Below are 12,314 nucleotides of genomic sequence, written 5' to 3'. Positions count from 1 at the left end.
GTGCGGCTCGCCGGCGTGACGGGGTACGAGGGCGCGGTCGCGCACGGCCGCGGCGACGATGCTCTGGCCTCCGCACGCACCTACATCGAGGAGCTGCTCGCCGTGCACGATGCGCTGGCTCCGCTGTACGACGACGGTGACGTGCTGGTATCGGCCGGTGGCAGCGCGTACCCCGACGTCGTCGGTGCCGCGTTCGCGGCGGCATCGGTCGCCGGCGATCCTGCGCGCTTCGTGCTGCGATCGGGCGCGTATGTGGTCCACGACCACGGGTACTACCGGCAGAACTCGCCGTTCGAGGGAGCAGGGCTGCGTCCGGCGGCGCGGGGACTCGCCCGGGTGCTGTCGCGCCTCGACGCCGGCACCGCGATCGTCGACGCGGGCAAGCGCGACTTCCCGTTCGACGAGGGGCTGCCCGTGCCGCTGTACGCGATCGATGCGGCGGGAGAGCGGATGCCGCTCCCCGGCGCCGTGATGACGAAGCTCAGCGATCAGCACGGCTTCGTGCGGATCGAGCCGGACTCCCCGCTCGCGGTGGGCGACCTCGTGGTTTTCGGGCTCTCCCACCCCTGCACGATGTTCGACAAGTGGCGGCTGGTGCCGGTCGTGGACTCGCTGGACGACCCGTCGACCGCGATCGTCACCGACCTCGTCGAGACGCGGTTCTGAGCGTCAGCCCGGCTGAGACGCCGGGCTGGCGCGGGAGGCCCGCCAGCCGAGCGGAGCGAGCAGGACCGATGCCGCGACGAGCACCAGCACGACGAGGGCGAGACCGCCGTAGCCGATCCAGCCGAGCACGGCGCCGGCAGCGATCGCTCCGAGTCCGCCCACGATGCTCATCGTGAAGTCGCTGATTCCCTGGCGCCGGGTGCGCAGCGCCTCGGACGACGATTCGGTGAGCAGCGTCGAGCCGGCCACTGTCGACGCGCTCCACCCGAGGCCGAGGAGCACGAGCGCCACCGTCACCGCTGTCGTCGAGAGCTGACCGAACGAGGCGGTGAGGAGCGCCGCCACGAGCAGGACCTGCCCGATCAGGATGGTCGGGACGCGCCCGACCTTGTCGGCCAGGATGCCGAAGACCGGCGAGAGCACGTACATCCCCGCGATGTGGAGGCTGATCGTCAGCCCGATGATCGACAGGGTGGCGGCCTCGGTCGCCCCGTGGGTCAGATGCGCCAGGTGCACCGGGGTCATCGCCATCACCGACACCATCGTGCCGTGGGCGGCGGCGACCGCGAAGATCGCATAGCGGGCGGCGACCGGCCGATCGGCCTTGGCGATGACGCGGCTGCCCGCCCGAGCCGACGCGACGACGCGCTGCGCGAGCAGCAGCGGGTCGGGCCTCATGGCGACGAGGTACAGCACGATGGCGAGGCCCTGTGCGACGAGCGTGAACAGGTAGGGACCGGTCAGCGGCGGCATGCCGATCGCGCTGCCGATCACCTCACCAGGCCCCGTCAGGTTCGGGCCGAGAACGGCGCCCACTGTGGTCGCCCACACGACGATCGACAGATCACGGCCGCGCGAGGCGTCGGTGGCGAGGTCGGCGGCGGCGAAGCGCGACTGCAGGTTGGCCGCCTGGCCCGCTCCGATGATGAGGAAACCGACGAGCAGCAACGGGAACGCCCGCAGCGAGACGGCGACGATCACCAGGCCGACGCCGACGAGGGCTACCGCCATGCCCGTCGTGAGCGACAGCCGCCGCCCGCGCCGGCGAGCGATCGCGGCGAGCGGCACCGCCGTCAGGGCGGTGCCGAAGGTCACGGCCGCCGCGGCGAGTCCTGAGAATGCGTCCTCGCCCGAGAGCTCGGCCGCGAGCACCGCACCGAGCGACAGTGTGGCGCCGAACGCCAGTCCGCCGAGCACTTGACCGAGCGAGAGAACCCAGACGGTGCGCCGCTGGACGCCCGCTACCTCTTCGGCCGTGACGCCGGTGTCGGGCGTCAGGACCGAAGGGTCGGCGCCGGGCGCCCGTCCGCTCTCGTCAGGCGTCACGAGCGGTGTTGCGCAGGATGCCGAGACCGGTGATCTCCACCTCGACGGTGTCGCCCGCGACGATCTGGCCGACGCCGGCCGGCGTTCCGGTGAGGATCACGTCGCCCGGCAGCAGGGTGAACGCCGCGGAGGCGTACGCGATCACATCGGCGAGCGAGAAGATCATGTCGCTGATCGGACCCTGCTGCCGCACCTCTCCGTTCAGGCGCGTCGTGATCACGGCGGGGCCATCGACGTCGAAGTCCGTCTCGATGGCGGGGCCGAGCGGGCACGACGTGTCGAAGCCCTTCGCGCGCGCCCACTGCCCGTCGGACTTCTGCCAGTCACGGGCGGTGAGGTCGTTGGCGATCGTGTAGCCGAAGACGTAGTCGAGCGCATTCTGGGCCGGCACGTTCTTCGCGATGCGACCGATGACGGCGGCGAGCTCGCCCTCGAAGCTGATGAAGTCGGAGCCCTTCGGCAGCACGACGGCATCGCCCGGACCGATCACCGTGGTGTTGGGCTTGAAGAAGAGCATCGGGGCGGTGGGGACGTCGTTGCCCAGCTCTGCGGCGTGGTCGCGATAGTTGCGGCCGACGCAGACGAGCTTCGAGCGAGGGATGACCGGCGCCAGCAGCGCGACGTCGGCGAGCGGCACGCGCTCCCCCGTCGTGTCGTACCCGGCGAACATCGGGTCACCGGCGAGGACGACGAGTTCCCCCTCGTCGACGATCCCGAACTTGATGGCGTCGTTGTGGCTGAAGCGCGCGATCCTCACCGGATCAGCCTAGCCATCCCGCCCGACACGGAAAGCCCCGGGCGCTGCGCAGCGCGCGGGGCCCGGGGCTTTCGAGAAACGTCGGATCAGCCGTCGAGGCGCATCAGCCACCCGTGGCGGTCCGCCACGCGTCCGTACTGGATGCCGGTGAGCTCGTCGCGCAGCGACAAGGCCAGCTCGGACGCCGCATCGCCGTCGTGCACGATCTCGTAGTCGTCGGCGACGAGCTTGCCGATCGGCACGATGACCGCCGCCGTGCCGCACGCGAACGCGCCCACGATGGAGCCGGATGCCGCGCCCTCGCGCCACTCGTCGATCGAGACCTTGCGCTGCTCGACGACGAGCCCGCGGTCCTGCGCGAGCTGCAGCACCGACGCCAGCGTGATGCCCTCGAGGATCGAGTCGGACTCGGGAGTGATGAGGCGACCGTCGTCGGTCACGAGGACGAGGTTCATGCCCCCGAGCTCCTCGATGTAGCCGTCATCGAGGAAGAGCACCTGCTGGCAGCCCTTCTCGTAAGCCTCGGCCTGCGGCAGCAGGCTGGATGCGTAGTTCCCGCCGGTCTTCGCCGCGCCCGTGCCGCCCTTGCCGGCGCGCGCGTAGCGGGTCGACAGCGCGATGTTGACCGGCTGCACGCCGCCGGCGAAGTAGGCGGCCGCGGGGCTGGCGATGAGGTAGTACCCGACCTTCTTCGCCGCACGGACGCCCAGGAAGGCCTCTTTCGCGAACATGAAAGGGCGCAGGTACAGGCTCGTCTCGGGCGCCGTCGGAACCCACGCGCCGTCGACGGCGATGAGCTCGCGCAGCGAATCGAGGAAGTACTCGCTCGGCAGCTCCGGGAGCGCCAGTCGCTGGGCCGAACGCTGCAGGCGGGCCGCGTTGCGGTCGGGCCGGAAGGTCCAGATCGACCCGTCGGCGTGACGGTAGGCCTTCAGGCCCTCGAAGATCTCCTGCGAGTAGTGCAGCACGGCCGCCGCGGGGTCGAGCGGGATCGGACCGTACGGCTGCACGCGCGGCCGGTGCCATCCGCCCTTCTCGGACCAGCAGATGTCGACCATATGGTCGGTGAAGTGCTGTCCGAAGCCGGGGTCGGCGAGGATCGCCTCGCGCTCGGCATCCGGGGTCGCCTCGGTGTTCCGCGTGACGTTCCAGACGAGGCCTGCGGCCGAGGGCGCCTGGAGGGGAAGGTCGATGGTCATGGGTGGAATCCTCTGTCGGTAGGACGACGTGATCTCAGATTACGCCTGGAGACGGGCGACGATCGCGTCGCCGATCTGCGTCGTCGTGCGGGTCGCGCCCGCGTCGGAGCCGCGTGCGGCAAGATCCTCCTCGACCGCGGTCGTGACGCGGCGGGCCTGGTCCTGGAGCCCGAGATGGTCGAGCAGCAGTGAGACGGAGAGGATCGCGGCCGTGGGATCGGCCTTCTGCTGGCCCGCGATGTCGGGCGCCGATCCGTGCACGGGCTCGAACATCGAAGGGAACGCGCCGTCGGGATTGATGTTCCCCGAGGCTGCGAGGCCGATGCCACCGGTGACGGCGCCGGCCAAGTCGGTGAGGATGTCGCCGAAGAGGTTGTCGGTGACGATCACGTCGAAGCGGCTCGGGTTCGTGACCAGGTAGATCGTGGCCGCGTCGACGTGCACATAGTCTACGGTCACGTCCGGGTGCTCGAGCGCGACCTCGTCGACGAGACGCTTCCAGATGCCACCGGCGTGCACGAGCACGTTCGTCTTGTGCACGAGGGTGAGCTTCCGGCGACGGCGCTCGGCCAGCTCGAACGCGTACCGCACGACCCGCTCGACCCCGAACGCGGTGTTGACGGATGTCTCGTTGGCGACCTCGTGCGGCGTGCCGGTGCGGATCGACCCGCCGTTGCCGACGTACGGCCCCTCGGTGCCCTCGCGGACGACGACGAAGTCGATGTCACCCGGCGCGGCGAGCGGCCCGGGCACACCCGGGTACAGCTTCGACGGACGCAGGTTGACGTAGTGATCGAGCTCGAACCGCAGCTTCAGCAGCAGCCCGCGCTCGATGTTGGCGTTCTTGAGTCGAGGATCGCCGGGAACTCCCCCGACCGCGCCCAGCAGGATCGCGTCGTGGTCCTTGATCGCGGCGAGGTCGTCGCCGGTGAGCGTGTCACCGGTGTCGAGGAAGCGGGCGGCCCCCAGCGAGAAGCGCGTCTTCTCGAACCGGGTACCGGTGCCCGCGGCGGCGGCATCCAGCACCTTCTCCGCCTCCGCGATGACCTCCGGACCGATGCCGTCACCTGGGATGACGGCCAGTTTCACGACGCGCGACATAGTGCTCCTACGACTTCTGGCGGGACCCTCCCAGGGTAGTGGCCGCGATGACCCCCGCGACGACGACCAGGACGGCTCCGATCAGGGCGGTGACGGTGACGCCGGCGTCGAACGCCGTCGCCGCCGCCTCGAAGAGCGCCTCGCCCGTGCTGCCGCCGATCTCGCCGGCCGCGTGCACCGCACCGGCGAGGGTCTCCGACGCGGCCTCTGCCGCGGCATCCGGAACTCCTTCGGGGACGACGAGGTTCGTGCGGTAGAGCGCCGTGAGGATGCCGCCGAGCACGGTCGTGCCCAGCACGGCACCCAGTTCATAAGCCGTCTCGGAGACCGCGCTCGCGGCGCCGGCCTTGGTGGGTGGAGCACTCGAGAGCACCAGCTCGTTCGAGACGGTCTCGGCCGCGCCGATGCCGATGCCGAGTGAGATGAAGGCCGCCACCAGTGCTCCGATGCTCTCGGGTCCGGTCGCGAACGCCACCGTGACGTAGCCCACCACCGAGAACACGAGCGCCACCGGCACGACGATGCGAGCAGGCCACTTCTTGGAGATCGGCACGACCACGAGACCCGCGACGATCATCATCGCGAGACCCGGAACGAGCGCGAGGCCCGCCTGCATAGGCGACAGGCCGACGATGAGCTGCAGGTGCTGCGCCACGAAGAACAGGAACCCGACGAGCGCGATGACGCTGAGGAGATTGACCATCAGCGCGCCGCTGAAGCTTCCCCGGCGGAACAGGCGCATGTCGAGCATCGGCGTGCTCGCCCGCAGCTGCCGCCGCACGAACAGCACACCGAACCCGAGCCCGGCGAGCATCGGCAGCCACGCCGCGACGGCGAACCCGTGCACCGCGAGCTCCTTGATGCCGTAGACGATCGGGATCATCGTCGCCATCGAGAGCGCGATGCTCAGCGGATCGATGCGACCCGGCTTCGGATCGCGGCTCTCGGGCACGAGGAGCGGCGCCAGCACCAGGAGCGGGACGAGCACGGGCACCGACAGCAGGAACACCGAGCCCCACGAGAAGTGCTCGAGCAGGAGCCCGCCCACGATCGGGCCGAGCGCCGCGCCGGCCGAGAACATGGCCGCCCACACGGCGATCGCGAGGCGACGCTGGTCGCGGTCGGTGAAGATGCTGCGCAGCAGCGAGAGCGTCGAGGGCATCAGCATCGCACCGAACACGCCCATTCCGGCCCGCGCGGCGATCAGCCAGGCGGCGCTGGGAGCGAAAGCGGCGAGCACCGACACGGCGGCGAAGCCGGTCGCGCCGATGAGCAGCATCCGTCGCCGTCCGAACCGGTCGCCCAGGGTCCCCATCGTGACCAGAAGCCCGGCAAGCACGAGCGGGTAGGCGTCGATGATCCAGAGCTGCTGGGCGCTCGACGGCCCCAGCTCGAGCGCGATCGACGGGAGCGCGAAGCTCAGCACCGTGTTGTCGACCGAGACCAGCAGCACCGGCAGCATGAGCACGACGAGCGCGGCCCAGCCGCGCCAGCCGACCTTCCGGCTCTGGGCATCTGCGAGCGAGAGTTCTTGTGTGAGAGTCATCATTTCTATACCGTCCAGCCGGTATAGTATCAGGCGTCCGACCCGTCTGTCGATACGATCGAGGCCATGAGCCGCCCTCCCCTCGCCCGCGAGAAGGTGCTCGACGCCTTCGAGCAGATCCTCATCGAGGAGGGCGAGCGCGCGGCGACGATGGACGCCACCGCGAAGGCTGCGGGCGTGTCGAAGGGCGGTCTGCTCTATCACTTCGGGACGAAGGAGTCGCTCGAGTCGGCGATCATCGATCGCCTGCGAACGCTGGTCGCCGAGGATGTGGCCGTGATGGCCGCCGCTCCCGAGGGACCGATCGCGTACTTCCTCCGCACGTCGGTGATGGCCAACGATCCGATCGACCGCGCGATCCTCGCCACGTCACGGCTCGCGCAGGGCGGTGATCCGGTCGCCAGCGACGCCCTGCGAGACGTCCGCGAGCAGTGGGCCGCCGCGCTGCGCCCGCACACGAAGGACGAGGTGGCGCTCGACCTGGTGATGCTCGTCAGCGACGGGCTGTACTTCAACAACGCGCTGTCGGGCGGCTCGATCCCGGGGCCGGTCCCCCGCGGTCCCGCGCTCGACGCCCTCATCGCCCTGGTGGAGGGCGCCAGCCGGATCTGAGCTCTCTGAGAGCTGCATTTTCCTGCGACCGCGCGTGCGGGCGACGGCGCGCTCGGAGGAAAGTGCAGCGTTCGCGCCGGCGCCTCACCCCCGCCGGGCGAGGGCTCGGCGGGCACGGCGCAGCATGGCGTGCACCACGAGCGGATGCGCCAGCGACACCGGGGTGAAGTACACCCGGCCGCGCCAGTCGTTGAACGTCACCACGGTGGTCACACGCAGGACGGCGGCCTCGGCATCCACTCCGACACCGCAGCGGAAGGTGAGGTGCTTGTCGGCGCACTCGATGAGGGCCTCTTCGCCCACCACCGTCCGGACGTCGAACACTCCGCGCGGCGCGGCCTCCAGCCCCAGAAGCGGGGCGAGCGCCATGCGCACGCCCATCGCCGCCTTCACCCATACGGGCGAGGACGACGGCGCGAACAGGGTCTCGGCCCACACGCGCGGGTCGTCGGTGCTGCGCGGCGGCTTGGACGCGAGGATCACGTCGCCGTAGTCGAACCGCGTCAGCCCCTCGAACGCCAGGCTGCGGAAGACAGGCCTCGTGCCGGACGCGGGCACGGGAGAGGCCGCCTGCCTGGCTGCCTCCCCCGGTGGCACCGCTCAGTCCTCGGTGACCTCGATGCGGCGGAACAGGTCGGCGCCCACCGCTTCGCGCATCTCGTCGAGGAGGTCCTCGGGCACCGGCGAGTCCACCGTGAGCACCGAGAGGGCGCGACCGCTGGCGTCGGCCTGCGCCACCTGGAGCCCGGCGATGTTGATGCCGGCGCTGCCGAGCTTCTGGCCGTAGATCGCGACGATGCCGGGACGGTCGGCGTACCGCATGACGAGGTGATGGCGCTCGATGGGCACTTCGATCTCGTAGCCGTTGATGCCGACCACCTTGGGCACCATGCGCGTCCCGGCGAGCGTGCCGGCGACGGTGAGCACGGAACCGTCGGCGAGCGTGCCGCGGAGGATCGTGATGTTGCGGTACAGCGGGCTCTCGGCCTCGACGATCAGCCGGGTCTCGATGCCGCGCTGCTCGGCGAACAGCGGCGCATTCACGTACGAGACGTTCTCGCTGACGACGTTGGCGAGGATGCCCTTGAGGGCGGCCAGCCGGTAGACGCTGACGTCGTACGCCGCGAGCTCGCCGCGCACCTCGATGTCGAGGCTGGTGAGTGCACTGTGCGCCAGGCCGGTGAAGAACTGTCCGAGCTGCTCGACCAGCGAGATGCCAGGACGCACGAACGGGTCGATGACACCGCCCGCGACGTTCACCGCGTCGGGCACCAGGTCACCCTCGAGGGCGAGCTTGACCGACTTCGCGACCGAGACGCCCGCCTTCTCCTGCGCCTCGTCGGTCGAGGCGCCGAGGTGCGGCGTGACGACGACGTTGGGCAGGCTCAGCAGCGGGAACGCAGTGCCCTCCGGTGCGGGCGGCTCGCTCGTGAAGACGTCCAGGCCGGCTCCGGCGATCTCGCCCTCGTTCAGCGCGGTGTACAGCGCCTCCTCGTCGATGAGGCCGCCGCGCGCGACGTTGACGACGAACGCCGTCTTCTTCATGAGGCGGAACTGCTCGGCGCCGATCATGCCGGTCGTCTCGGGCGTCTTCGGCATGTGGATCGTGACGAAGTCGCTCTGCGCGAGCAGCTCGTCGAGTTCGAGAAGCTGCACGCCGAGCTGCTGGGCGCGCGTCGGGGTGACGTAGGGGTCGTACGCGACGACCGACACCCCGAACGCCTGCAGCCGCGCAGCGATGAGGGCGCCGATGCGGCCCAGGCCGATGATGCCGACGGTCTTCTCGAAGATCTCCGTGCCGGTGTACGAACTGCGCTTCCACGCACCGCCGGCGAGCGACGCGTGAGCGGCCGGGATGCGGCGGGCGAGACTGAGGATGTGCCCGACGGTCAGCTCGGCCGCCGAGATGATGTTGGAGGTCGGCGCGTTCACGACCATGACGCCCGCCGTCGTGGCGGTCTTGATGTCGACGTTGTCGAGGCCGACACCCGCGCGGGCGACGACCTTGAGCACGGGAGCCGCCGCGATCGCCTCGGCATCGACCTTGGTCGCCGAGCGGATCAGCACCGCGTTCGCGTCGGCGAGCGCCGCCAGCAGCGCCGGGCGGTCGGTGCCGTCGACATGACGCACATCGAAGTCGGGGCCGAGGGCGTCGATCGTGGCGGGAGACAGTTCTTCGGCGATGAGGACGACAGGCTTCGGCACGGGTGGTTCCTTTGGGGGCGGTGCGCGAGCGCGCGGAGCAGGGCAGACCGGATGCCGCGCCGCACGCCGTCGGGGGCGAGGCCTGTGCCAGCCTACCGCCCGAGCGACGACCTGCCCGACCGTGTGACGGCCGTCGGCCCTGGGCTCGCGCTCGGGCTTCGACGGCCTCAGCCGAGGAAGGCAGCCGAGTTGAGCGTCGTGTATGCCACGACGTTCAGCCAGAACACGGCGACGAGCGCGAGACCTGTGAGCATCACCAGGAGCAGTTCGTGCGGCGCGCGCCGGTACCCGATCGCGAAGGCGCCGCCCCACACGATCAGCGGGAACACCGCGGCGAAGATCCATATGAACCAGCCGAGCGCGTTGAGCGTGAGCCCCGCGCCGGCGAACACCTGGAGGGTGGCGACGAGGTTGCCGATCGCGTTCCAGACGGCGTAGGCGTAGAACAGGCCGACGATGCCCGCGATCGCGGCTACGAGCCAGGTGGGCGTCTTGCCCTTGCGCACCGCGGGTGTCGCGGCAGGGCGCACGCGCGCAGAGGCTTCGGGCGACGCGCCGGCGTCGTCGGGAGAGGGCGTGGGGGTCGTGACGTCGTCGCTCATTGTCCGATCGCCCCGATCATCACGAAGGGCCAGGGCAGCAGCATGACCACGCCCGCCGCCAGCCACGCGAACCTGACCCACGCGCGCGAACGGCGCGTGAGCAGGAAGGTCGTTGCGAACCACAGCACCGGCGCCAGCACGGCGAGCCACAGGCTCCCCTGGTACATCACGTCGAGCACGAGGTACTGCGCGCGGCCCTGCAGCCGCAGTCCGCCGATGATCCACCCGATCGCGTAGAGCGCGTAGACCCCGCCGAGCACGCCGAGGGCGACGAGCGCGCCGTTGCCCAGCGATCGCGGCGCGGCCACGGTGTCGCCGGACGGTGACTCGTCGTCGACGGATGCCGCATCCGGTGCGTCCGCGGCGCCGATCGTCTCGCTGCCCTTGCCTACCGCGGTGTACCCCGAGGGAAGCTCCGGCGCAGACCTCCGCGCGGCGGTCTCGGGTGCAGGGTCCGACCCGGCAGTCGCACCGACGTCGAGAGTGGGATCGTCGTCACCGTCCCAGGTCAGGGCGTCGTCGTCGCGTCCGGTCGTCACGCTCTCAGAGTAGTGCCGCGCCGCGATGCGGCCGAGAGCCGCCCGGCGTTGCGAAGGCTCTCGGCGCGCGACGGGTCACTCGAACAGGCGCAGCATCAGCGTGTGCCAGGTGTCCGGGCCGACGATGCCGTCCGCCGGCGGCAGGAACACCTGCTGGAACTGCCGCACGGCCGCGTCGGTCTGCGGGCCGAAGTCGCCGTCGACGGCCACGTCGGCCAGCAGCGTCTGGACCGCACGCACCGCCTCGCCCTTGGACCCCGCAGGTCCGTCGCCCTGCTTCACGGTGATGATGAGGCTCGGCCAATCCAGCTGGCCGAGCGTGGTCGAGATCTCGACGGCCCGCAACGTCTGCTGGAACGTTTGGACCGCCTGGCCGCTCAGCGGACCGAACGCGCCGTCCGCGGCGATCGTCGCTCCGTGCGCGCGCAGGAGGTGCTGCGCTGCGAGCACACGCCAGTTCGTCGCCTGCGACGATCCCTGCTTCACGAGCGCCCACGGGCGCTCCCCCGGCACGAACGTGCTGAAGAAAGACCAGGTCTCGCGACCTGCCACGCCGTCGAGCGAGAGACCCCACGACTCTTGGAAGAACTCGACGCGCTCCTGGGTGATCGGGCCGAAGTCGCCGTCGACGACGAGCGGGTCCTCCCCCGGCGAGCGTGCGAGCCCGAACTGCTGGACGGCGCGCACGGCGTCGCCCGTCGACCCCTGCTGCACCGCGATCACAAGACGCGGCCACGTGATGGGCCCGACGATGCCGTCCGACGGCACGCCCTGCGCGGTCTGGAACGCGCTGACGGCCGCCGCGGTCGCGGGCCCGTACGCTCCGTCCACGGCCACGGCGTGGCCGTGTGCGCGCAGCAGATACTGGATGCCCGGGACGATGGCGGCGGACGATCCCGGTCCGACGGTGCTCCACGGTTCGACGTTCATGACGGCTCCTCTGATCGGTGTCCGATGCGGGGTCTGGCCCCACTCGCTTCCGAGGTGTCGGCGGTGCGTCGTGATACGTCCGTCCCGAAACGACGCTGCCGAACCTCAGCTCGCGGCGGCGACCGCCTCCGCGACGATGACGGGGTCTGTCACGTCGTGTCCGGACGAGCCTCCGCCTGGTCCCGACGGGGCGTCGTGCCCGGCGCGCGAGCGGGCCGACAGATGCACGGCGTCCACGCCTGCGGCGAAGAGCGCGGGGATGTCGGCCGGCTGCACTCCGCCACCCGCCATGACCTCGACGCCGCCGGAGCGCGCCGCGAAAGCGGCCAACGCGTCGATGCCGTCGATCGACCGGGGCGCGCCACCCGACGTCAGCACGCGGTCGACGCCTTCCGCCACGAGGGCGTCGAAGACCGCGGCGGGGTCGGCCGAGGCATCGACCGCCCGGTGGAACACCAGCGTCGCCGCGCCGGCGGCATCCCGCCATCTCCGCACGGTGTCGACATCGAGGCCGCCCGCCGGCGTCAGCGCCCCGATGACCACTCCGCCTGCACCGCGATCGACGCAGGCGCGGATGTCGGCCGACACCAGTGCGATCTCCTCGGCGCTGTACACGAATCCGCCGCCGCGTGGGCGCACCAGGACGTTGACCGTCGAGGGATCGACGGCCGCGAGCACGCCCTCGAGGATCGCGAGCGACGGCGTGAGTCCGCCGACGTCCAGCGCCTGGCACAGCTCGAGTCTTGTGGCCCCCGCCCCGATGGCGGCGCGAGCGCCCGCCGGGTCTTGGACGGCGATCTCGACAGGGCGACGTGCGGACATGCCGCGAGC

The 12,314-nt window shown here is 70.8% G+C and carries 13 protein-coding genes; 2 read left to right on the top strand and 11 right to left on the bottom strand.

All coding sequences use genetic code 11. The annotated features are described in order from the left end of the window. A partial coding sequence (locus VIP82_RS00790) for a type III PLP-dependent enzyme domain-containing protein (RefSeq protein ID WP_527250123.1) occupies positions 1–666 on the top strand: 666 nt, incomplete at its 5' end. Between the two features lie 3 nt (positions 667–669). Here VIP82_RS00790 and VIP82_RS00785 read toward each other — a convergent pair. The 5 genes from VIP82_RS00785 to VIP82_RS00765 all read right to left on the bottom strand — a co-directional run bounded on the left by VIP82_RS00785 (position 670) and on the right by VIP82_RS00765 (position 6,598). After that, positions 670–1,944, bottom strand: a complete 1,275-nt coding sequence (locus VIP82_RS00785) for an MFS transporter (RefSeq protein ID WP_331905407.1) — start codon at positions 1,942–1,944, stop codon at positions 670–672. 37 nt (positions 1,945–1,981) lie between these two features. Beyond that, on the bottom strand, positions 1,982–2,749 hold the full coding sequence (locus VIP82_RS00780; RefSeq protein ID WP_331905400.1) for a fumarylacetoacetate hydrolase family protein: 768 nt from the start codon (positions 2,747–2,749) through the stop codon (positions 1,982–1,984). A gap of 86 nt (positions 2,750–2,835) precedes the next feature. Further along, positions 2,836–3,948, bottom strand: a complete 1,113-nt coding sequence (locus tag VIP82_RS00775; protein ID WP_331905399.1) for a branched-chain amino acid aminotransferase — start codon at positions 3,946–3,948, stop codon at positions 2,836–2,838. A gap of 39 nt (positions 3,949–3,987) precedes the next feature. Then, on the bottom strand, positions 3,988–5,049 hold the full coding sequence (locus VIP82_RS00770; RefSeq protein ID WP_331905398.1) for a 3-isopropylmalate dehydrogenase: 1,062 nt from the start codon (positions 5,047–5,049) through the stop codon (positions 3,988–3,990). 7 nt (positions 5,050–5,056) lie between these two features. Continuing rightward, the gene (locus VIP82_RS00765) at positions 5,057–6,598 is read right to left on the bottom strand and encodes an MFS transporter (RefSeq protein WP_414684601.1); all 1,542 of its coding nucleotides are present in this window, start codon (positions 6,596–6,598) and stop codon (positions 5,057–5,059) included. A 63-nt stretch (positions 6,599–6,661) separates the two neighbouring features. Here VIP82_RS00765 and VIP82_RS00760 point away from each other — a divergent pair, with 63 nt between their 5' ends. After that, positions 6,662–7,207 (top strand): TetR/AcrR family transcriptional regulator, encoded by a 546-nt coding sequence (locus tag VIP82_RS00760; RefSeq protein WP_331905397.1) that lies wholly within the window; start codon positions 6,662–6,664, stop codon positions 7,205–7,207. 84 nt (positions 7,208–7,291) lie between these two features. On the opposite strand, the gene VIP82_RS00755 is transcribed toward VIP82_RS00760, so the two are convergent. The 6 genes from VIP82_RS00755 to VIP82_RS00730 all read right to left on the bottom strand — a co-directional run bounded on the left by VIP82_RS00755 (position 7,292) and on the right by VIP82_RS00730 (position 12,305). Continuing rightward, positions 7,292–7,765, bottom strand: a complete 474-nt coding sequence (locus VIP82_RS00755) for a DUF2867 domain-containing protein (RefSeq protein ID WP_331905396.1) — start codon at positions 7,763–7,765, stop codon at positions 7,292–7,294. 42 nt (positions 7,766–7,807) lie between these two features. Further along, entirely contained in the window at positions 7,808–9,412 is a 1,605-nt protein-coding gene (serA, locus tag VIP82_RS00750) for a phosphoglycerate dehydrogenase (protein ID WP_331905395.1), read from the bottom strand. Between the two features lie 167 nt (positions 9,413–9,579). Then, on the bottom strand, positions 9,580–10,014 hold the full coding sequence (locus VIP82_RS00745; protein ID WP_331905394.1) for a bacitracin resistance protein: 435 nt from the start codon (positions 10,012–10,014) through the stop codon (positions 9,580–9,582). Beyond that, positions 10,011–10,553, bottom strand: coding sequence for a DNA polymerase III subunit gamma/tau (locus VIP82_RS00740; protein WP_331905393.1), 543 nt, complete (start codon positions 10,551–10,553; stop codon positions 10,011–10,013). The genes VIP82_RS00745 and VIP82_RS00740 overlap by 4 nt, the downstream gene beginning before the upstream one ends. Before the next feature lie 75 nt (positions 10,554–10,628). After that, positions 10,629–11,483, bottom strand: coding sequence for a peptidoglycan-binding domain-containing protein (locus tag VIP82_RS00735; RefSeq protein ID WP_331905392.1), 855 nt, complete (start codon positions 11,481–11,483; stop codon positions 10,629–10,631). A gap of 105 nt (positions 11,484–11,588) precedes the next feature. After that, entirely contained in the window at positions 11,589–12,305 is a 717-nt protein-coding gene (locus VIP82_RS00730) for a copper homeostasis protein CutC (protein WP_331905391.1), read from the bottom strand. Positions 12,306–12,314: the final 9 nt, after the last annotated feature.

Origin of the sequence: Microbacterium sp. (genome assembly GCF_036566905.1) — a bacterium.
GTDB lineage: Bacteria > Actinomycetota > Actinomycetes > Actinomycetales > Microbacteriaceae > Microbacterium.
Note: the sequence above shows the minus strand (reverse complement) of the source record. Positions and strands in the feature narration are given on the sequence as shown.

Bases quoted from the DNA above. Each gene is read 5' to 3' on its own strand.
- VIP82_RS00775 (WP_331905399.1), bottom strand. From the start codon at position 3,948: ATGACCATCGACCTTCCCCTCCAGGCGCCCTCGGCCGCAGGCCTCGTC.
- VIP82_RS00770 (WP_331905398.1), bottom strand. From the start codon at position 5,049: ATGTCGCGCGTCGTGAAACTGGCCGTCATCCCAGGTGACGGCATCGGT.
- VIP82_RS00765 (WP_414684601.1), bottom strand. From the start codon at position 6,598: ATGATGACTCTCACACAAGAACTCTCGCTCGCAGATGCCCAGAGCCGG.
- VIP82_RS00760 (WP_331905397.1), top strand. From the start codon at position 6,662: ATGAGCCGCCCTCCCCTCGCCCGCGAGAAGGTGCTCGACGCCTTCGAG.
- VIP82_RS00745 (WP_331905394.1), bottom strand. From the start codon at position 10,014: ATGAGCGACGACGTCACGACCCCCACGCCCTCTCCCGACGACGCCGGC.
- VIP82_RS00735 (WP_331905392.1), bottom strand. From the start codon at position 11,483: ATGAACGTCGAACCGTGGAGCACCGTCGGACCGGGATCGTCCGCCGCC.
- VIP82_RS00730 (WP_331905391.1), bottom strand. From the start codon at position 12,305: ATGTCCGCACGTCGCCCTGTCGAGATCGCCGTCCAAGACCCGGCGGGC.